The sequence below is a fragment of the Mesorhizobium sp. LNHC232B00 genome, from assembly GCF_000502435.1.
Taxonomy (GTDB): Bacteria; Pseudomonadota; Alphaproteobacteria; order Rhizobiales; family Rhizobiaceae; genus Mesorhizobium; species Mesorhizobium opportunistum.
Genome location: NZ_AYWP01000002.1, coordinates 1 through 19,868, shown reverse-complemented (window position 1 = coordinate 19,868; position 19,868 = coordinate 1). Strand labels below are relative to the sequence as shown.

General features: G+C 64.0%; 15 protein-coding genes and 1 pseudogene. 8 read left to right on the top strand and 8 right to left on the bottom strand.

The features are described 5' to 3' along the window. Nucleotides 1–309 (top strand): DUF1244 domain-containing protein, encoded by a 309-nt coding sequence (locus X743_RS166405; protein WP_013892578.1) that lies wholly within the window; start codon nucleotides 1–3, stop codon nucleotides 307–309. Between the two features lie 413 nt (nucleotides 310–722). Continuing rightward, nucleotides 723–1,898 (top strand): MFS transporter, encoded by a 1,176-nt coding sequence (locus X743_RS166410; RefSeq protein WP_023763681.1) that lies wholly within the window; start codon nucleotides 723–725, stop codon nucleotides 1,896–1,898. Here the strand turns inward: X743_RS166410 and X743_RS166415 are convergent. After that, nucleotides 1,862–2,770 carry a LysR family transcriptional regulator gene (locus X743_RS166415; protein WP_023763680.1) on the bottom strand — a complete coding sequence of 303 codons (909 nt, stop codon included), beginning with the start codon at nucleotides 2,768–2,770 and terminating at the stop codon, nucleotides 1,862–1,864. The two genes, X743_RS166410 and X743_RS166415, sit on opposite strands and share 37 nt — an antisense overlap. Before the next feature lie 116 nt (nucleotides 2,771–2,886). Here X743_RS166415 and X743_RS166420 point away from each other — a divergent pair, with 116 nt between their 5' ends. Then, nucleotides 2,887–3,846, top strand: a complete 960-nt coding sequence (locus X743_RS166420) for an SDR family oxidoreductase (RefSeq protein ID WP_023763679.1) — start codon at nucleotides 2,887–2,889, stop codon at nucleotides 3,844–3,846. A 27-nt stretch (nucleotides 3,847–3,873) separates the two neighbouring features. Here X743_RS166420 and X743_RS1000000170255 read toward each other — a convergent pair whose 3' ends face one another. From X743_RS1000000170255 to X743_RS166430, 3 genes are all read right to left on the bottom strand, one after another. After that, entirely contained in the window at nucleotides 3,874–4,032 is a 159-nt protein-coding gene (locus tag X743_RS1000000170255; protein ID WP_023763678.1) for a DUF3309 family protein, read from the bottom strand. 98 nt (nucleotides 4,033–4,130) lie between these two features. Next, nucleotides 4,131–7,307, bottom strand: a complete 3,177-nt coding sequence (locus X743_RS166425) for an efflux RND transporter permease subunit (protein ID WP_023763677.1) — start codon at nucleotides 7,305–7,307, stop codon at nucleotides 4,131–4,133. A 78-nt stretch (nucleotides 7,308–7,385) separates the two neighbouring features. Then, nucleotides 7,386–8,570: an efflux RND transporter periplasmic adaptor subunit gene (locus X743_RS166430; protein ID WP_023763676.1), complete on the bottom strand. Its 1,185-nt coding sequence runs from the start codon at nucleotides 8,568–8,570 to the stop codon at nucleotides 7,386–7,388. 201 nt (nucleotides 8,571–8,771) lie between these two features. Here X743_RS166430 and X743_RS1000000171880 point away from each other — a divergent pair, with 201 nt between their 5' ends. Then, the gene (locus tag X743_RS1000000171880; RefSeq protein WP_156934375.1) at nucleotides 8,772–9,074 is read left to right on the top strand and encodes a hypothetical protein; all 303 of its coding nucleotides are present in this window, start codon (nucleotides 8,772–8,774) and stop codon (nucleotides 9,072–9,074) included. 310 nt (nucleotides 9,075–9,384) lie between these two features. Here the strand turns inward: X743_RS1000000171880 and X743_RS166435 are convergent, their stop codons facing one another. Beyond that, a complete protein-coding gene (locus X743_RS166435; protein ID WP_023763675.1) occupies nucleotides 9,385–10,515 on the bottom strand; it encodes a patatin-like phospholipase family protein in 1,131 nt (376 codons plus the stop codon). A 209-nt stretch (nucleotides 10,516–10,724) separates the two neighbouring features. Next, complete coding sequence (locus tag X743_RS166440) at nucleotides 10,725–11,813, bottom strand: citrate synthase/methylcitrate synthase (RefSeq protein WP_023763674.1); 1,089 nt, start codon at nucleotides 11,811–11,813, stop codon at nucleotides 10,725–10,727. Between the two features lie 91 nt (nucleotides 11,814–11,904). On the opposite strand from X743_RS166440, the pseudogene X743_RS01000000168565 reads away from it, so the two are divergent. Next, a pseudogene (locus X743_RS01000000168565) lies at nucleotides 11,905–12,961 on the top strand (citrate synthase). Nucleotides 12,962–12,980: 19 nt separating this feature from the next. On the opposite strand, the gene phaR reads toward X743_RS01000000168565, so the two are convergent. Together phaR and X743_RS1000000171875 are read right to left on the bottom strand one after the other, a co-directional pair. Then, nucleotides 12,981–13,589 carry a polyhydroxyalkanoate synthesis repressor PhaR gene (gene phaR / locus X743_RS166445; protein ID WP_013892569.1) on the bottom strand — a complete coding sequence of 203 codons (609 nt, stop codon included), beginning with the start codon at nucleotides 13,587–13,589 and terminating at the stop codon, nucleotides 12,981–12,983. Nucleotides 13,590–13,670: 81 nt separating this feature from the next. Next, the gene (locus X743_RS1000000171875) at nucleotides 13,671–13,904 is read right to left on the bottom strand and encodes a hypothetical protein (RefSeq protein ID WP_156934374.1); all 234 of its coding nucleotides are present in this window, start codon (nucleotides 13,902–13,904) and stop codon (nucleotides 13,671–13,673) included. Between X743_RS1000000171875 and X743_RS166450 the strand changes: the two genes are divergently transcribed. From X743_RS166450 to X743_RS166460, 3 genes are all read left to right on the top strand, one after another. Then, entirely contained in the window at nucleotides 13,885–15,063 is a 1,179-nt protein-coding gene (locus X743_RS166450) for an acetyl-CoA C-acetyltransferase (RefSeq protein ID WP_023763671.1), read from the top strand. The genes X743_RS1000000171875 and X743_RS166450 overlap by 20 nt on opposite strands. Before the next feature lie 128 nt (nucleotides 15,064–15,191). Further along, nucleotides 15,192–15,917: an acetoacetyl-CoA reductase gene (gene phbB, locus X743_RS166455; protein ID WP_023763670.1), complete on the top strand. Its 726-nt coding sequence runs from the start codon at nucleotides 15,192–15,194 to the stop codon at nucleotides 15,915–15,917. 725 nt (nucleotides 15,918–16,642) lie between these two features. Continuing rightward, nucleotides 16,643–19,868, top strand: a 3,226-nt coding sequence (locus tag X743_RS166460) for a helicase-related protein (protein WP_023763669.1), incomplete at its 3' end; no start/stop codon positions are given.

Below are 19,868 nucleotides of genomic sequence, written 5' to 3'. Positions count from 1 at the left end.
ATGACCAAACTCAGCGACGAGCAGAAACGCGACTTCGAAGCCGCCGCCTTTCGCCGGCTGGTCGAGCATCTCAGGGAACGCAGCGACGTGCAGAACATCGACCTGATGAACCTCGCCGGCTTCTGCCGCAACTGCCTGTCGAACTGGTATCGCGAGGCGGCAAACGCTGAAGGCGTCGATCTCGACAAGGACCAGTCGCGCGAGATCGTCTACGGCATGCCCTACGCGCAATGGCAGGCGCTTCACCAGACCGAAGCTTCCGAAGCCAAGAAGGCCGAATTCGAGGCAAGGCGGCCCACGGATCATTAGAGCAATCCACGTTCTTCACCGATAATGCTACGCGCCTTCGTCATCCTAGGGCGTAGCAAGGAGCGAAGCGACGCGGCGAAGACCCTAGGATCCATGCCGTGACGGTCGCCAAAAAGCACAGCGGTTCAGAATGATCGCCGCGCCCAGCCGGAGCGAGTTCTGCACCGTAGCATCGCTCAGAAATCGCGGCATGGATCCTCGGGTCTGCGCCGCGTCGCTTCGCTCCTTGCTCCGCCCGTGATGACGAAGAGAGAAGCGTTTTCGCTAATCTCCAACGCGGATAAGTCCGCTACGAACGATACCGGCCTTATTTGCGTCTTTGGTCCAAACACTTCCGGGCAACCGATGCTTGACTGCAAATTGAATCGATCTAATTTCCCGCGCAAAGTCCAATTCTCGACTGGATTCGCCCCATGAATGCGTCAACCGCCATGCAGACTGCCATTCGCGGACGGTGGGCCGTCGCGGCCATTTTTCTGGCCAACGGCTTCCTAACCGGCAGTTGGGCGCCGCAGATCCCGGTGTTCCTGACCCGGCTGGATATCTCGAAGTTCACGCTCGGGCTTTTGATCCTGCTGTTTGGCGCCGGCGCCGTTACGGCCATGACCTGGTGCGGCCACCTGATCTCGAGACATGGTTCGCGCACCGTGCTGCGCTGGTTCGGTCTTTGCGGCAGCCTTGGCTTGCTAATCGTGGCGCTGGCGCCCAACGTGCCGCTGGCGGCGATCGCCATGTTCATCTTCGGCGGCTCGATCGGCGGCATGGATGTCGCCATGAACGCCAATGCCGTGGTGGTAGAGCGAAAATTGTCGCGTGCGATCATGTCGTCCTCGCATGGCTTTTGGAGCCTCGGCGGTTTCGCCGGCGGTGCCCTTGGTGGCTTCGCCATCCAGAACTACGGCCATCTCGCCCATGCCGCGGTGGTGACCGCACTCGCTTTCGCGGTGATCGCGTTGGCGGTCGGCTATCTCATTGCCGAGGGCAACCCGCAGGCGGCCGAGCATCACAAGTTCTCCCTGCCGGCGAACCCGCTGGTCTATCTGGTCGGGCTGATGGCGTTGCTGACGATGGTTTCGGAGGGCGCGGTGCTCGACTGGGCAGCACTTTACCTCAAGCAGGAACTCGGCGCCGACCTTGCCATTGCCGGCCTCGCCTATGCCGCCTTTTCCGGCGTCATGGCTATCATGCGCTTCTTCGGCGACGGCGTGCGGAATCGTTTCGGCGCCGTGACGACCCTACGTGTCTCTGCAGTTGTCGCCGCCGCCGGCATGCTGGTTGCCGGCCTGTCGCCCTCGCCCTGGATCGCTATCGCGGCCTTTGCCCTTTGCGGCTTTGGTATCGCCAACATGGTGCCGATCATCTTTTCGGCCGGCGGCAACCAGGAAGGCATGTCGTCCGGCACGGGCATGAGTGTCGTGACGACCATGGGCTACTCCGGCATCCTCGTGGCGCCATCGGCGATCGGCTTCGTCGCCGAACATTCCAGCTTCGGCCCGATCTTCGTTGCCATGTCGGGTCTACTGATCGTCGTGCTGCTTATGGCAGGCCTCGCTCACCGCGCCGAATTCGCGCCTGCGCCGGCCGAATAGCGTTTCAGTTCCTCATGGAGAAAATCCGCCACGCGGCGGATGCGCACGCTGGTGCGCACGTCGCGATGCATGGCCAGCCAGACCGGCAAAGCGGGTAGCGGCAGGCCGGGCAGCACCTTCTCCACCAGCGGGTCACGCTCGGCCAGCGGCTCCTGGCCGAGGCCAATGCCATTTCCCGCCCGCACCGCTTCCCACAGAACCATCTGGTTGTCGGCCCTGAAGCGGAAACTGTTCCGCGTGACCGGGATGCCGAACTGCGTGAAGCCTCGGATCATCTCGTCGCTGCGGTCGAAGCCGATCAGGGCATGATCGACGAGGTCGCCCGGCTCCAGGGGGCGACCGCGCCTGTCGAGATAGGAAATGGCCGCACAGGCGCAGAGCTTGATATCGCAGACCTTGCGCGCCACCAGTTCGTTCTGCGCCGGCTTGACCATGCGGATGGCGATGTCGGCGTCCCGGCGCAGCAGGTTCTCGACCTGGTTCGAGGCGACGATCTCGACCTCGATGCCGGGCTCCTCGATGCCCAGCCGCCCCATCATCTCCGGCAGCACATAGGCAGCCACCACCTCGCTGGCGGCAATGCGCACCGTGCCTTCGATGGCCTCGACCGAGCCCAGAGCCAGCCGTGAGAAGGCACTTGCCTGCTCGCTCACCGTCTTGCCACGCTCGAACAGCGTGGCCCCGGCTTCCGTCAGCGCATAGCCGCTTCGCCCGCGCCGGAACAGGGTAACGCCGAGCGCCTGTTCCAATTCCGAGATGTGACGGCCAAGCGTCGGCTGGCTTGCCGACAGCTTTCTCGCCGCGGCCGACAGGCTGCCGGTTTCCGCCACCGTGACGAAGCTCTTGATCAGGTTCCAGTCGATATCAACCATTCAAGAATGAATAACAGAACTGCGTTCATGGTCAATTTCAATTCATCCGTGCGGCAATCATATTCGGCCTGCAAACACCGATACCGACCGCAACAAACCAACCAGGAGTAACTAAAATGACCAAGATCGCAATTCTCGGCGCCAATGGTCGGCTCGGCCGCGTCGTCGCCAAGGCATTCATTGATGCCGGCTTCGACGTCCGCGCCGTCACCCGCACCGGCAAGCTGCCGGTCGAACTCAAGGGTGCGACCGCAATTGCCGGCGACGCGCTTGACCGCGAGGCCCTCATCCGCGCCACGCAAGGTGTCGACATCGTCTTCAACGGCCTCAATCCGATCTACACCGACTGGGGCAAGTGCCTGCCGATGGCCGAGAACGTCATGGCCGCCTGCCATGCCAACGGCGCGCTGCATCTCTTCCCCGGCACCGTCTACAACTACGGCTCGCCGATGCCGGCGGTGATCACCGAGGACACGCCCTTCCACCCGACGACGGAAAAAGGCCGCATCCGCAGCGCCATGGAGGCGCTTTTTCGCAGCGAGGCCGACGCCGGCCGCGTGCGCACCATTGTTCTGCGGGCCGGCGACTTCTTCGGTGGCACTGGCAGCGGCTCGTGGTTCGACCTGATCGTCGCCGCCAAGATCGCCAATGGCATCTACACCGCGCCCGGCCCGGCCGATCTGGTGCATGAATGGGCCTATCTGCCTGACTTCGCCGTGGGCTTCGTCGCGCTGGTCAAGAATCTCGACAAGCTCGGCTCCTACGAGGCGCTGAACTTTCCCGGCCACGCGGTCACCGACCTGGAGATCAAGGCGGCGGCCGAGAAGGCTGTTGGCCGCCCGCTCAGGATGACCTCGATGCCTTGGTGGGTGCTGCGCGCCGGCAGCCCGTTCGTGGCGATGTGGCGTGAGATCGTCTCGATGTCCTATCTGCGCTTCGAGCCGCACCGGTTGGCCTCGACGCGGCTGGAAGGCATCATCGGCGGGATCCCGCATACGGCGCTCGACCAGGCTGTCGCCGAGGCTCTGGAGGACATCGGCATCGCGACGGCCGGAACTTTGGCCAAGACGGCCTGAGCTCACCGCCAGGGGCTGCGCGTCAGCTCAGATCCGGCCCATCAGCACAAGTATCAAAACCACCACCAGCACCACGCCAAGAATGCCCGACGGCCCATAACCCCAGGAGCGTGAATGCGGCCATGCCGGCACCGCGCCGATGAGGACAAGGACCAGGATGATAATGACGATGGTGGTGATCGGCATGAGACTTCCCCGCATTTGAACCCATGAGGCTGAGGGACAATGCAAAAGGCCGCCCGGTTGTTCCGGACGGCCTTTGCACTCAAATCGGGAAGTCGTGCCTATTCGGCGGCTTTCGGGAAGGCGATCGCTGGTTCCGAACCGGCATCCGGTTTTGGCGCATCCGACGAGATCTCGCCCTTGCCGCGCCGGAACAGCCGGCTGAACAAGCTGCGCCGGGCGCCGGGCTTGACCTTGGCGCGGGTGAACACCATCAGCATCGAGGGTGTCACCACCAGCGTCAGCACCGTGGCGAAGGACAGGCCGAAGACGATCGCCGAGGACAGCGAAATCCACCATTGCGTCGACGGCGCGTTGATCGTCGTCTCGTGGTGGAAGATTTCCAGGCCAAGGCCAAAGGCGATTGGCAGCACGCCGAGAATGGCCGACACCGCCGTCAGCACCACCGGGCGCGCGCGCTCGCGGCAGGTCTGCAGCACGGCCTCCATCTTGTCCCAGCCCTCTTCGCGCAGCCGGTCATAAGTGTCGATCAGCACGATGTTGTTGTTCACCACCACGCCGGCCAGAGCGATGACGCCGATGCCCGACATGACGATGCCGAACGTCTCGCCCGTTATCAGCAGTCCGAGGAACACGCCGATCGTCGCCATGACCACGCAGGACAGCACCAGCCAGACGCTGGTGAACTTGTTGAACTGCGCCAAGAGCACCAGGAAGATCAGGAAGATCGCGGCGCCGAAGGCCTTGCTGAGGAAGGCGCTGGCTTCGGCGCTGTCCTCGTTCGAGCCGGCCAGCTTCCAGCGTATGCCGCTGCCGAGATCCATGTCGGCGACCGCCTTGGTGACCTCCTGCTGGACAGCCGCGACCTGTTGGCCGGCGGCAACGTTGGCCTGCACCACCACCGTACGCGCGCCATCGATGCGGTTGAGGATACCGACCGTCGGCTCGGGCTTGCGGATGACGAAGTTCGAGATCGGCACCGAGCCTTGCGAGGTCTGCACACGAAGTTCGTCGAGCGTCGACAGTGTGCGCCGGTCTTCGGGCAGGCGCAGTCTGATATCGACGGCATCGTCAGCGCCGGCCGGCCGGTATTCCGAGAGCTTCAGCCCGTTGGTCACCAGCTGGACGACGGTGCCGACAGCGGTCGGACTGATGCCGTATTGCGCCGCCTTGGCGCGGTCGACCTCGAGCGCCCAGTCCACACCGGGCGGCGGCAGGCCATCGGAAATATCGATGACGCCGGGCACCTTGGCCACGCGCGCCGCAACGGCCCGGGCCTTGTCGTCGAGCCCCTTGGGATCGACGGCCGACAGCCTGATCTGGATCGGCTTGCCAGTCGGCGGTCCGGCCTCGGGCACGCGAACCTCGACGTCGACGCCCGGAATGCCGGCCATTACGCCGCGCAGATCGTTCAGGATCTGGTTCGCCGATTTGCGCTCGCGCCAGTCGATGAATTCATACTGGATGACGCCGACCACGTCTTCGGGCACATCCTGGCCGCCGCCCTGCGTCTTGCCGACGCGGGTGTAGACGGATTTGATCCCGGGCCAGCCAAGCATCCGATTTTCCGCGATCTTCGTCGCGGTGTCCATTTCGGCCAGCGAAAGGTTGCCACGGGCGTGCACATAGAGCAGGCCGTAGTCGGGCTCGACGCTCGGGAAGAACTCGACGCCTGCGCCGTATTTCGAATAGCCGACGAAGATGCCGGCCAGCAGGACGACGGTGAGCACCATCACGGTGATGGGGAAGCGCACCGCTTGCTTGACGACGGCCATGTACCAGCCGTCGCGATTGTCATCCTCGTGATGCTGCGGCGCCTTGGCGAAGATCGCGCCCAGCGTCGGCGCGAAGACCAGCGCGTAGAGCATCGACGCCGACAGCGTGACGATCAGCGTGATCGGCATGTACTTCATGAAATCGCCGATGATGCCGGGCCAGAACAGGAGCGGCGAGAAGGCGGCAATGCGCGTCATCGTCGCCGCGATGACCGGACCGGCCATGCGCTTGGCGGCCAGCGCGAATGCATCCTGCTTCGGCATGCCCTCGCTCATGCGCCGTTCGGCGAATTCGGTGACGATGATGGCATCGTCGACCAGCATGCCGACGGCCAGAATGAGGCTGAACAGCACGATCATGTTGATCGTGTAACCCATCATCGCCAGCAACAGGATGCCGATCAGGAAGGACGACGGGATGGCCAGGCCGATGAGCAGCGAGGCACGGCCGGACAGCGCATAGAGGATGACGATGAACACCAGGATCACCGCGATCATCACATGGTTCTGCAGGTCGCCAAGCAACTGGTTGACGAAGACCGACTTGTCCTGCGTGTAGGTGACGTGCATGCCCTCGGGCATCGTCTTGACGAAGCCGTCGGACACCTCCCTCACCTTGGTGAGCGTGTCGATCAGATTGGCGCCGATGCGCTTCTTGACTTCGATGGCGATGGCCGGCTTGCCGTTGAGGCGGGTGATCGTCTCTGCATCGGCGAAGGTCGAGCGGATCGTCGCGATATCCTTGGCCTGCACCACGGCATTGGGACCGGCGACCACCGGCAAGGCCGCAACATCCTCGGGCGTCTCGATCAGCGATGGCACCTTGACCGCGTATTTGCCTTCGGAGCCTTCGATGTTGCCGGCGGCGACCAGGCTGTTGGAAGCGCCGACGGCGCCGATCAGCTGGTCGAGCTGCAAGCCATAGGAAGACAGTTTCATCGGTTCGATGACGACTTCGACGAGATCGTCGCGCGAGCCCTGCAGCGAGCCTTCGAGAACGCCGGGCACTTCCTCGATACGGTCGCGCAATTCGCGCGCCGCGGCGGTCAGGACGCGTTCGGGCAAATCGCCCGACAGTGTCACGACGAGCACCGGAAATTCGGAAATGTTGACCTCGGTAACGACGGGCTCCTCAGCCGCCTGCGGCAGGTCGGCCTTGCCGTCCTGCACCTTGGAGCGCGTATCCTGCAGCGCCGTCGCAAGATTGGTCTGCGGCTGGAACTCGACCAGCACGTAGCCGCCGCCCTGGAAGGCGGCTGAGCGCATCTCCTTGAGCCCCTTCAGGCTTTTCAGCTTGCTTTCCATCGGCCGCAGCAGAAGGCGCTCGGAATCTTCAGGCGAAATGCCTTGATAGATCAGGCTGACATACATCATCGGAATCGGAACGTCGGGTTCCGCTTCCTTCGGCGTCGACTGATAGGCGACCCAGCCTGCAATCAGCAGGAAGACCAGGACCGAAATGGTCAGGCGGGCATTGTTGATTGCGAGTCTGACGATATCCATGACATCTGCCTGCTGTTGCTTCGGGAGTGGCGAACGGACAACGTCGCCGGGCAAGGCCCGGCGCCGGCGCTCCTTACGCTACTGCGTCCCGGCGGTGGCTTCGCCGATCAATTTGTTGATGGTCGCCTGGTCGGCCTCGACCGGCTTGACCTCGTCGCCTTCCTTCACCAATTCCTGGCCGGCGACGATGATGCGCGCATCGGCCGGGATACCGCCGAGCACGAGACCGGTCGGCGTGTCGTCAACCAGGTCGATCGGGAAGAACGCCACCTTGTTGTCCTTGCCGACGGCGCGGATGCCCAGATCGCCCTTGTCGCCGAGCGTCACCACCGAACGCGGCAAAAGCACCGCGTCGGTGGGCAGCGCGCTGAGCTGGATTTCCGCCGTCATGCCGGCCGGCACGGAGCCGTCGGCATTGGGGATCGCCACCTCGACGCGGAAGGTGCGGGTCGCCGACGACGCATCACGGCTGATGTAGCGCACGGTGCCTTCGACGGTCTGGCCGCTGACCAGCCGCACATTGGCCTTGTCGCCGAGCTTGAGATAGCCCAGGTCGCGCTCGCTGATCTCGCCACGGGCGATCACCGGATCGAGCTTGAGGATGGTCGCCACCTCGCCGCCCTGCATGACGGAACTGCCAAGTTCCACCGGCACCCGGTCGATGACGCCGTCGAACGGCGCCTTGACTTCGTTACGGTCCAGTTCGGCCTGCGCGGTATCCAGCTGCGATTGTGCCTGGGTCAGATTGGAGCGGGCGGTGTCGAGCTGCAGCTTGGGCAGATTGCCGGTCTTGGCGAGCCGCTCCGCCGCATCGAGCTCGGCCTTACGCTGAACAACGAGCTGCTTGGCGTTGTCGACCATCGAGATCTTTTCTTCGGCGGCCAGCATCAGCACCAGGTCGCCGGTCTTGACGTGATCGCCTTGCTTGACCGGCAGCTTGTCGATGACGCCGGCGACGCGGGTTGCCAGCACCGCGCGCTTGTCGGCCTCGGTCAGCCCGGAAACGCGGATGGCGCGCGCATAGGTCTTGCGCGGCGGCGTCACCACCGCGACGGTGCGCAACGGCGCCTTCGGCTCGGCTTCAGCCTTCGGCTTGCCAGCGTCCTGCGCCTTGGCGGCGTCCTGCGGCTTGGCGGGCTCGCCTGCCTTCTGGTTGTCGATGGCGGCGCTGCCCACCGACGAGAACTCGCCTGTCGCCATCCAGGCCGCGAAACCAATAAGCACAACAATGGCTGCAAGCTTGTGAAACCTGATTCTCGGCATCGTCGTTTTTTCCACTGCGGGTTCGGCCAGCACCGCGCCCTCATGACGCGGGCGCGTCGCCGATATGGGTGCGCGCCTGACCGTGTTCAAATTGCCGTGATCGGCGAGCGCGCTTCTACATCAAAGTTGCACCGCAATATAGTCGGAAAGTTGCAACGGCATTGCGGAACCGGACAGAGTGTGGCAGCCGCGGAACGGTCCGTGACGTCCTGGCCAGCCCCTGAGGAGCGCCTGCTGCCGGCTCACGATCTGCCCTCACGACCAGCCCGGACGACCGGCTTGGCATTGCCGGCGGGCAGCGTGGCGTTCTCGAAAAATACAGCTGCCGTCGCGCGCCGGATTGTGATCCGGACACTGGTTTTCATCGATGAACAAATCATTTCGCCCCATGAAAGACACCAATTCCCGACGTCGGAAAGCCTAAGCAACGCGTTGGAATTACTGATGAAACAGCCGAGAATTTATTCCAGCCGACATTGCAAAGACCAGTCCGTCGGCATCTAAGGCGTCGCAAGAAACGCCTGCGTGTCCAGCACCGGAGGGCGCCGGACCTGCCTTTCATGACGCATCCCCGAACGCCCTGTGGGCGCAGCAACGCCGGTCATTGTCCATGCGACGCGCAACGATGATGACGACCATTCCGCTCGCCAGTTTCCCGCTACATCGTGCGACAGCGCATGGCATTGCCGGAAGGTCGGTGGCAGCAGGCGTCAGCATGATGATGCGCTATTCACACGCACTGGTTGTCGGTCTGCCCGACATTCATGGATGCCGAAATCCCTCGCTAATGCAGATCGGCCACCGCTCTTCGAGCTCAGGCTCGACGGCGCTCCGCCTCCGGGTTCTTGCGCGCCGCCAGGAATTCCTTCACCCGCCGGCCGGGTGCGGGACCGCGCACGGGCTTGAAACCGTCATCGAGTTCGCCGGAAAGATCGAGCGTCGCCCGTTTGCCGACGGCGTCGTAATTCTCCTCCAGCCAGTCGCTGGCGGCGGTGCGGCCGAGATCGCGCAGATAGGTCAGGAATGCCCATTCGGCATTGACCTTCGATGACGCCGACAGGTCCTTGAACGCCTCGTCGGCATCGATGCGATGCATGCGGATGTCGCGGTATTCGCCATGCGGCAGGCGGCCGGCGGCGATCAGTTCCTTGACGAAGGCGATCGAGCGGAATTCGCGCAGCAGCCCGGCGTTGAAGGTGATCTCGTCGATGCGGTTCTGGATCTCGTTGGCGCTCCTGGGCGTTCCCTCCCGCACCACCGGATTGATCTGCACCAGGAGCACATCCTCGGTCGCCGCCGTCTTGAAGAACGGATAGAGCGCCGGGTTGCCGCCATAGCCGCCATCCCAGTAGGGCACGCCCTTGATCTCGACGGCGCGGAACAGTTGCGGCAGGCAGGCCGACGCCATCACCGTGTCGAGATCGATCTCGCCATCGGAGAACACCCGCAGCTGTCCGGTCTCGACGTTGGTGGCGGAGATGAACAGTTCCATCGACTTGCAGGCATGGACATTCTTGAAATCGATCTCCTGCTGAACCACGTCGCGCAGCGGATTGAGGCCAAGCGGGTTGGCGACATAGGGCGAGAACACCCGCGACATGGTGTCGAAGAAGACATAGCCCGGCGAGTTCTCGATCGACCAATTGCCCCAAGCGACGTCCCATGGCATGCGCTGCACCGGACTGAACCGGCCCTTTGCCGCCACCGCATGCCAGAAATCATCGAGCTTTTGTCGCGCGCCGTCGACCCCGCCGCGAACAAATCCATCTGCCAGTGCCACCGCGTTCATGGCCCCGGCGCTGGTGCCGGACACCGCCGAAATCTCCAGCCGTCCGTCCTCCAGCAGCTGGTCGAGCACGCCCCAGGAAAACGCGCCGTGCGAGCCGCCTCCCTGAAGGGCGATGTTGATCTTCTTCTTTTCCTCCGCCTTGCCGTTCTTCGTCATGGCGTTCCTGTCACCTCGGTGCCCGACCCATCCGATCCGGGAATCGGAGCGGCAGGGTCACGGCAGGCCTATGTTGCAGTGCAGCATATAAGGGCGGACCAAGGCAAGAACACGAACACGGTCGCGTGATCACATGAAATTTCGGTCGTGCGCAGAAGCTTCTCCGCTGCAAAGCGAAGAAGAGGCGTCTTTTGAAACAGACAGGAGGCTTAGGCGACGAGGTTCGGCACCGGCCCTACATAGCGCGATTGCGGCCTGATCAGCCGGCCGGTCGTTTGCTGCTCACGCGCATGGGCGATCCAGCCGGCGACGCGCCCAGCGGCGAAGACATTGCTGAAGGCTTTTGGCGGAAAGCCCGCGGCCTCCAGCACGAGCGCCGTGTAGAACTCGACATTGGTCTGCAGCGAGCGTTGCGGCTTGGCGACCCGTAGCACATCGAGTGCCGTCTGCTCGACCTTTTCGGCGAAGGCCAGCCGGCGGCCGGCCTCGCCCTCGCCGCCGATCTGCCGCACGACGCCCTTCAGCACGTCGGCGCGCGGATCGCGCACGCGGTAGATGCGATGGCCGAAACCCATGATGCGTTCGCCACGCGCGATCTCGTCGCGCAGCCAGCCGGCCGCGTCGCCATGCGCCTGAATGGCATCGAGCATCTCGATCACCGGGCCGGGCGCGCCGCCATGCAGCGGTCCCTTGAGCGCGCCGAGGCCGGCCAGCACCGATGAGGTCAGCCCAGCCAGTGTCGAGGCGACGACGCGGGTGGCGAAGGTGGAGGCATTGAGGCCGTGGTCGCAGACCGTCACCAGATAGGTATCCAGCGCCTTTGCCAATGCCGTTGGCGGGGCGGAACCCCTGAGCATCCTCAACATGTCGGCGGCATGCTCGGCCTTGCCGTCCGGCGCAACCGGCTGCTCGCTGCGCTGCAGGCGCAACAGGGCTGGCGTCAGCACCGTGGGCGCCGCGATCAGCCGCAAGGCATCCTTCAGTGTCTCGCCGTCCGGCAGCAGCGTCATGCCGGCGCGCATGGCGCTGTAGACGTCGAGCGGCGCCAGCGACACCAGCGAAGGCTGGAGCCGATCGAACACCTCGACGCGTGCCTCGCCCAGGCTCGCCGCCAGTTCGGCATCGCCGGGCAGGTCGTCGAAGAAGCCGTCCAGCAGCAAGCGGACGACCTGCGGATAGGTCCATCGTCCCGCCAATTCCGGCAAGGAATGGCCACGGATCGTCAGGCGGCCGCCCAGGCCATCCACGTCCGACAGGATTGTTTCGGCCGCCACCACGTCATCGAGCCCATTCGCCATAGCTGTCTCCTTGAAGCTTTTGCGCATGGGAGATAAGGGTGGGCGACCCAAGCATCAATCTTGATCAACAGAATCAATATCAAGGCTCGACATGTCCGAATGGTTGTCACGGGAAGAGGCGCTGGAACGGCTCAAGGTGCGGCCGCAGACGCTCTACGCCTATGTCAGCCGCGGGCGCATCGGCATGCGGCCCGACCGTGCCGATCCGCGCCGCAGCCAGTACCGCGCCGACGATGTGGCGGCGCTGGCGACGCGAAGGGCGCGCGGACGCAGCCCCTCGGCCATCGCCGAAAGCGCCATCGCCTGGGGCGAGCCGTCGATCGCAACGTCGATCTCGACCGTTTGGCACGGCAGGCTCGTCTATCGGGGCCGGGACGCCGTTGCGCTCTGCGAACATGCCACGCTGGAGGAAACCGCCGCCCTGCTTTGGGCCCGGCCAGAACCGGTGAGTTTCGAAGCGCAGGCGTCGGATGCCTCCAGCCAGCTTGGCAGGGCATCGGCCTTCGCGCACCTTGCCGCGCTTGCCGGCCAGGGGCGGCCCTCGCTTGGACGCAGCGCCGCCTCGCTCTGCGCCGATGCCGCGCGCGCGATCAGCGTGCTGGCCAGCGCCATCGGCGCCTCGCCGGGATCCGACCCGGTGCATCGGCGATTGGCCCGGGGCTGGTCGNATCGACGATTGCCGCGAGGCGCGCATCGGCGCTTGCCTGCTGGCGGGCCTGGCAACGCTTTCCGGCCCCCGGCACGGTGGCGCCAGCGAAGCGGTGATGCAACTTGCCGACGATGCGGCACGGCACGGCGCCGATGCCACGATCCGGCGCTGGCTCGGCCACGACCGGCCGCTGCCGGGCTTCGGCCATCAGCTTTATCCCGAGGGCGATCCTCGCGCCACGGCACTCTTGGCGGCCATCGACGACACCGACGAGACCTTGCGATCGCTGGAAACCGCCGCCATGGCCGCGACCGGCGCTTCAGCGAATATCGATTTCGCCTTGGCCGTGCTGACGCGCAGTCTTGGTTTGCCCCGCGATGCGCCATTCCATTTGTTCGCACTCGGACGCAGCGTCGGCTGGGCCGCGCATGTGGTCGAACAGATCGTGAGCGGCAGCATCATCAGGCCGCGCGGTCGCTATGAGGGATTGCTGCCGTAGATTGCGTGAATGATAGCGCTCACGACATCGTGTCGAGCTTGCGCTGCATGGCAGCGATCTGGTCCTTCAGCTGCTGCAGGTCGTCGGGTTTCTCCGGCGCTTCCTTCCTGGCCGGCTCGGCGGGAGCCGCGGCAGGCGCCGAGCCTGCAGGTGGGAACGGCGTGAACAGCCGCATCGCGTTCTGGAACATTTCCATGTTGCGACGCGTCTGTTCTTCCAGCGCCTTGATCGGGGTCGCCATCTTCATCACGTCGAGCGGCGACTTGCCGATGGCGCCTTTCATCTGCTCGCGGAAGCGCTCCTGCTCCTTGGAAAAGGCGATCATCGACTGTTCGAGGAAGCTCGGCACGATCATCTGCATCTGGTCGCCATAAAAGGCGATCAGCTGGCGCAGGAAAGGGATCGGCAGCATGTTCTGCCCGTCCTTGTTCTCCAGTTCGAAGATGATCTGGGTCAGCACCGGATGGGTGATGTCATCGCCGGTCTTGGCGTCCTGGACGGTGAACTCCTCGCCCTTCTTGACCATCTCGGCCAGATCCTCGAGCGTCACATAGGTGCTCGTCCCCGTATTGTAGAGGCGGCGATTGGCGTATTTCTTGATAACAATCGGATCGTCTTTAGCGGCCATCTGCATCCTCCCCGGACACCGGCGCGCCTGAGTAAGCGGCCGGTAACGATTGCGCCCTTTTTAAGGATATGCGCAAAAGCCTCATAATTCCAAGCAGTTTGTGCAGTGCGGGATCATATATTGCTGCATAGCAGGCAAAATATGTTGCGCAGCAGCGCCCGCCCTGCCGTCACGCCGATGCGCGGTCTGCTTGCGGCGCATGGGCGCCATGCCCATTTCCGGTTTGACTTGGGATTGGGAAAGGGCAAGAAAAGTCCTCAACGGCAGAACAAACTCATGAAGTCTGGAGAAGAAAATGTCCGCTTCCATCGTCATTGCCAGCGCCACGCGTACCGCGGTCGGCTCCTTCAACGGCGCCTTTGCCGCCACTCCGGCGCATGAGCTCGGCGCTGTTGTCGTCAGGGAATTGCTGGCCCGCGCCGGTGTCGAAGCGGCCGAGGTCGACGAGGTCATCCTCGGTCAGGTGCTGACCGCGGCTCAGGGCCAGAACCCGGCCCGGCAGGCTTCGATCATGGCTGGCCTGCCGAAGGAAACCACAGCCTGGAGCCTCAACCAGGTTTGCGGCTCGGGCCTGCGCGCCATCGCGCTCGGCATGCAGCAGATCGCCACCGGCGACGCCAAGGTGATCGTTGCCGGCGGCCAGGAATCGATGTCGATGTCGCCGCACGCCCAGCACCTGCGCGCCGGCGTCAAGATGGGCGACTACAAGATGATCGACACCATGATCAAGGACGGGCTGTGGGATGCCTTCAACGGCTATCACATGGGCAACACCGCCGAGAACGTCGCCCGCCAGTTCCAGATCACGCGTGAAGACCAGGACCATTTCGCACTCGCCTCGCAGAACAAGGCCGAAGCCGCCCAGAAGGCCGGCAAGTTCAAGGACGAGATCGTCGCTTTCACCATCAAGGGCAAGAAGGGCGACACCATTGTCGACCAGGACGAGTATATCCGCCACGGCGCGACGCTCGATGCCATGACCAAGCTGAGGCCGGCCTTCGACAAGGACGGCACGGTGACCGCCGCCAACGCGTCCGGCATCAATGACGGAGCTGCCGGCGCGCTGCTGATGAGCGAGGCGGAAGCCGCCAGGCGCGGCATCACTCCGCTGGCGCGCATCGCATCCTGGGCAACGGCCGGCGTCGATCCGGCGATCATGGGCACTGGACCCATTCCCGCCTCGCGCAAGGCCTTGGAAAAGGCCGGCTGGTCGGTCGGCGATCTCGACCTCGTCGAGGCCAACGAGGCGTTTGCCGCGCAGGCCTGCGCCGTGAACAAGGACATGGGCTGGGATCCTTCGATCGTCAACGTCAATGGTGGCGCCATCGCCATCGGCCACCCGATCGGTGCATCCGGCGCCCGCGTCTTCAACACGCTGGTCTTCGAGATGCGCCGCCGTGGCGCCAAGAAGGGCCTGGCCACCCTGTGCATCGGCGGCGGCATGGGCGTCGCCATGTGCGTGGAAGCGCTCTAACAAAGAGAAGTGACTAGCGAATAGGGAGCAGCCAATAGGGAAGAATGGCGTCAGCGCGACGGGACATTTGATCCCTACTCGCTATTCGCTACTCCCTATTCGCTCTCCCGACCAAAGGGAGGGAGCGCATGACCAAGGTTGCAATCGTCACGGGTGGATCGCGCGGCATCGGCGCCGCGATTTCGATCGCATTGAAAAACGCCGGCTATTCGGTTGCCGCGAACTACGCCGGCAACGACGAGGCGGCGGCGAAGTTCAAGGCCGAGACCGGCATTCCGGTCTACAAATGGTCGGTCGCCGACTATGATGCCTGTGCCGTCGGCATCAGACAGGTCGAGGCCGATCTCGGCCCGGTCTCGGTGCTGGTCAACAATGCCGGCATCACCCGCGACGCCATGTTCCACAAATTGACGCGCGAGCAGTGGAAAGAGGTCATCGACACCAATCTATCCGGTGTTTTCAACATGACGCACCCGCTGTGGAGCGGCATGCGCGACCGCAAATTCGGCCGCGTCATCACCATCTCCTCGATCAATGGCCAGAAGGGCCAGGCCGGCCAGGTCAACTATTCGGCAGCCAAGGCCGGCGACATCGGTTTCAGCAAGGCCCTCGCTCAGGAGGGGGCTCGTGCGGGTATCACCGTCAACGTCATCTGCCCCGGCTACATCGCCACCGAGATGGTCAAGGCGATCGACGAGAAGGTGCTCAACGAGCGCATCATCCCGCAGATCCCCGTCGGCCGCCTCGGCGAACCGGATGAGATCGCGCGCTGTGTCGTCTTCCTGGCTTCGCCGGATGCCGGCTTCATCACCGGTTCGACCCTCACCGCGAATGGCGGTCAGTATTTCACCTGAGGCGGTGGCTTCGGCGGGACAAGCTGCGACTGCGAGAAATCGGGCGGACCGGGAACCGGTCCGTTTTTCGTTGATATCCTGGTCGCAGCAAAATGCCTCGTTCCAGCGCGATGATCCAATCCGGCACGCAAAGGTTAATGGCGGCAGCGGCATCTGTGCAAAACCCGTCGCCAGGCCTGTGGATTCTCGGTGGATAAGCTGTTCACAACACAAGATATTGGGAGAACAAAAGGGGAAAGTATCGTCGGCGCTGTTTTGTCGCCGATTCGTTCCGGCTTTGAGCGGAAGTTAACATTAACGGCCCGAAATCATCGGCAATGCTTTAACGATCAATTCAGAAAGATTAACAATCTCATAACCTTGGGTGGGGCGGATCGAGCCGCTCTCCTCATTTGCCGGCAAAGATTAACGACGGAGGCCACCTAGCATAAAACGGGCCAGTTCAACGATTCAGCATGTGGTGAGACTCATCGTCACAAAATCCATATGTAGCCGTGAACAAAAGCTGAATCTGACGGAGTCAGCGATTCGTCGCTGATTCGTTCCAGACTCGTTCCAACTCTTAATCCGCAACCGATCGGGAGCTTGACAAAGGCGCCTTCGAGCCGACGGCGGAACATTCCGCTTTCGCTTCGCGCCCGAAATCCCTATGTGTCGCCTGTCATACGCGCCGTCCAGGGCACGCTCCCGACAATGAGAGGCCAGAAAGCCCTATTTCCGAGCCGATGAACATCCAGCCGAAACACACCGAGCCGCTGATCCTGTCGGGCCGCGACGTGACCGCCGTGCTTGGGCCGACCAACACCGGCAAGACCCATCTCGCCATCGAGCGCATGGTGGCGCATGAGACCGGCATCATCGGCCTGCCGCTTCGGCTGCTGGCGCGTGAGGTCTACACCCGCGTCTGCGAAAAGGTCGGAGCCCACAAGGTGGCGCTGATCACCGGCGAGGAGAAGATCCAGCCGAAAGGCGCTAAATATTCGGTCTGCACCGTCGAGGCCATGCCGCGCGAGACCGATGCCGCCTTTGTCGCCATAGATGAGGTGCAACTGGCCGGCGATCTCGAGCGCGGCCACATCTTCACCGATCGTATCCTGCATCTGCGCGGCCGCCAGGAGACGTTGCTGCTTGGCGCGGCCACCATGCATGGCATCCTGCAGCGGCTGCTGAAGGGCGTCTCGGTGGTGACGCGGCCGCGGCTGTCGCATCTCGCCTATGCCGGCTCCAAGAAGCTGACCCGGCTGCCGCGTCGCACCGCGATCGTCGCCTTCTCCGCCGATGAGGTCTATGCCATCGCCGAGTTGATCCGCCGCCAGCAAGGTGGCGCCGCCGTCGTGCTCGGCGCGCTTTCGCCGCGCACCCGCAACGCACAGGTGGCGCTGTTCCAGTCCGGCGATGTCGACTATCTCGTCGCCACCGATGCCATCGGCATGGGTCTCAACCTCGATCTCGACCATGTCGCCTTTGCCCAGAACCGAAAGTTCGACGGCTACCAGTACCGCAATTTGACGGCGGCCGAGCTTGGCCAGATCGCCGGCCGCGCCGGCCGGCATCTGCGCGACGGCACCTTTGGCGTCACCGGCCAGGTCGATCCGCTCGACGAAGAGCTGGTCAAGAAGATCGAGGGCCATGAATTCGATCCAGTGAAGGTGCTGCAGTGGCGCACCGCACGTTTCGACTTCGCCAGCCTCGACGCGCTGAAGCACTCGATCGAGACCAACGCCCCGGTCGAGGGTTTGACGCGCGCGCTGCCGGCGGTCGACGCACAGGCGCTCGAATATCTGTCGCGCGACGGGGACATCCGCGCGCTGGCCACCGATGCCAGGCGCGTGGCGCTGCTGTGGGAGGCCTGCGCGCTCCCCGACTACCGCAAGATCGCCCCGGCCCAGCATGCCGACCTCATCGCCTCGATCTACATGGACCTCGCCCGGCATGGCCATGTCGACGAGAATTACATGGCAGAGCAGGTACGCCGCGCCGACACCACCGAGGGCGACATCGACACGCTGTCGCACCGCATTGCCCAGATCCGCACCTGGACATTCGTGTCGAACCGGCCCGGCTGGCTGGCCGATCAGGCACACTGGCAGGAAAAGACGCGCGAAATCGAAGACAGATTGTCGGATGCGCTGCATGAGCGGTTGACGAAACGCTTCGTAGACCGCAGGACTTCCGTCCTCATGCGGCGCCTTAGAGAAAATACCATGCCTGAAGCCGAAATCAGTCCTACCGGAACCGTCCTTGTCGAAGGCCATCATGTCGGCGAGTTGCAAGGGTTCCGCTTCACCGCCGACCAGACAGCCGGTGGCGAAGACGCCAAAGCCGTGCGCACGGCCGCGCAAAAGGCGCTGGCCGCCGAATTCGAGGCGCGCGCCGAACGCTTCGGCGCCTGCGCCAACGGCGACCTTGCGCTTGGTTCGGACGGCACGCTGCGCTGGATCGGCGCACCGATCGGCACGCTGGTTTCAGGCGAGGACGCGCTGAAGCCGCGCCTGGTGCTGCTGGCCGACGAACAGTTGACCGGCCCGGCGCGCGACAAGGTCGCCGCGCGTGCCGAACGGTTCGTCAGTTTCCAGATCGAAACGCTGCTGAAGCCACTGGTCGATCTGAAGAATGCCGACCAGATTTCCGGCATCGGCCGTGGCATCGCCTTCCAGCTCGTCGAGAATTTCGGCCTCATCAACCGTCGCGACATCGCCGAGGAGATGAAGTCGCTCGACCAGGAAGGCCGAGCGGCATTGCGCCGGCTTGGCGTGCGCTTCGGCGCCTATCATGTCTTCGTGCCGGCGCTGATCAAGCCGGCACCGGCCGGACTGGTGACCTTGCTGTGGGCGCTGAAGAACGACGGCAAGGACAAGCCCGGCTTTGGCGACGTGGTCCACGCGCTGGCATCGGGCCGCACCTCGGTGGTCATCGATCCGGCCTTCGACAAGGCCTTCTACAAGCTTGCCGGCTACCGCAATCTTGGCCGACGCGCCGTGCGCATCGATATTCTGGAGCGGCTGGCGGACCTGATCCGTCCGGCGACCAACTGGAAGCCCGGCCTTGGCCAGCGGCCGGACGGCGCCTATGACGGCCAATCCTTCATGGTGACGCCGCCGATGATGTCGATCCTCGGCGCGACCGCCGACGACATGGAAGAGATCCTGAAGGGCCTCGGCTACCGCGCCGAGCCCAAGCCGGCGGCCGAGGTCAAGGCACGGCTGGAGGCGCAGGACAATGCCGCGCGCGAAGCGGCAGCCGCCAAGCTCGCGGCGGAAGAGGCCGCACGCGCCGAACAGGCCAAGGCAGCCGAAGCCGCCGCAACAAATGCAGCCGCCGAAGCCGCGGTCGAAGATTCTAAGCCGGCGGCGGTCGAAGCTCCGGCCGAAGCCATTGCGCAAACAGCCGCAGAACCTGTCGCGGAAACGGCTGTTGAAACTACAATCGAAACCTCAGCCATTGCGGAAACAGCGTCAGAGCTTGTCACGGAAGAGCAAGTCGCAACTCCCGCAGAAATCGTGGAAGAAGCTCCGGCTGTTGCAGAAGTTGTCGCCAACGTCACTGCCACAGAAGGCGCCGACGCCCCCACCTCCCCCTCGATGGGGGAGGTCGCGGCGCGAAGCGACGCGGGTGGGGGTGATGGCGCAGACGATGCACGTCGTGCTGATGAAGCCAGTGAGGCAGGCGGTGCTGACGGTACTGGCGCTCCCCCCACCCCGGCGCTGCGCGCCGACCCTCCCCACGAGGGGGAGGGTGAAGTGACTGAAGCGGTCGCCAGCGAACCCGAAGCTGAGGCACCCAAGCCGATCCTGTTGTGGCGTCAGGGCCGTTTCGACCAGCGCCCCCGTCACCAGGAGGGCCGCAACAATCGCCAGCGCAACGGCCAGGCGCGCGGCCGAGGCAATGCACCGGCCGATGCCGTCGGCGCCCAGCCGGCGGGCACGCCAGGCGAGCGCCCAGCCCACGAAG

Bases quoted from the DNA above. Each gene is read 5' to 3' on its own strand.
- X743_RS166405 (WP_013892578.1), top strand. From the start codon at position 1: ATGACCAAACTCAGCGACGAGCAGAAACGCGACTTCGAAGCCGCCGCC.
- X743_RS166410 (WP_023763681.1), top strand. From the start codon at position 723: ATGAATGCGTCAACCGCCATGCAGACTGCCATTCGCGGACGGTGGGCC.
- X743_RS166415 (WP_023763680.1), bottom strand. From the start codon at position 2,770: ATGGTTGATATCGACTGGAACCTGATCAAGAGCTTCGTCACGGTGGCG.
- X743_RS166420 (WP_023763679.1), top strand. From the start codon at position 2,887: ATGACCAAGATCGCAATTCTCGGCGCCAATGGTCGGCTCGGCCGCGTC.
- X743_RS1000000170255 (WP_023763678.1), bottom strand. From the start codon at position 4,032: ATGCCGATCACCACCATCGTCATTATCATCCTGGTCCTTGTCCTCATC.
- X743_RS166425 (WP_023763677.1), bottom strand. From the start codon at position 7,307: ATGGATATCGTCAGACTCGCAATCAACAATGCCCGCCTGACCATTTCG.
- X743_RS166430 (WP_023763676.1), bottom strand. From the start codon at position 8,570: ATGCCGAGAATCAGGTTTCACAAGCTTGCAGCCATTGTTGTGCTTATT.
- X743_RS166435 (WP_023763675.1), bottom strand. From the start codon at position 10,515: ATGACGAAGAACGGCAAGGCGGAGGAAAAGAAGAAGATCAACATCGCC.
- X743_RS166440 (WP_023763674.1), bottom strand. From the start codon at position 11,813: ATGGCGAATGGGCTCGATGACGTGGTGGCGGCCGAAACAATCCTGTCG.
- phaR (WP_013892569.1), bottom strand. From the start codon at position 13,589: ATGGCCGCTAAAGACGATCCGATTGTTATCAAGAAATACGCCAATCGC.
- X743_RS166450 (WP_023763671.1), top strand. From the start codon at position 13,885: ATGTCCGCTTCCATCGTCATTGCCAGCGCCACGCGTACCGCGGTCGGC.
- X743_RS1000000171875 (WP_156934374.1), bottom strand. From the start codon at position 13,904: ATGACGATGGAAGCGGACATTTTCTTCTCCAGACTTCATGAGTTTGTT.
- phbB (WP_023763670.1), top strand. From the start codon at position 15,192: ATGACCAAGGTTGCAATCGTCACGGGTGGATCGCGCGGCATCGGCGCC.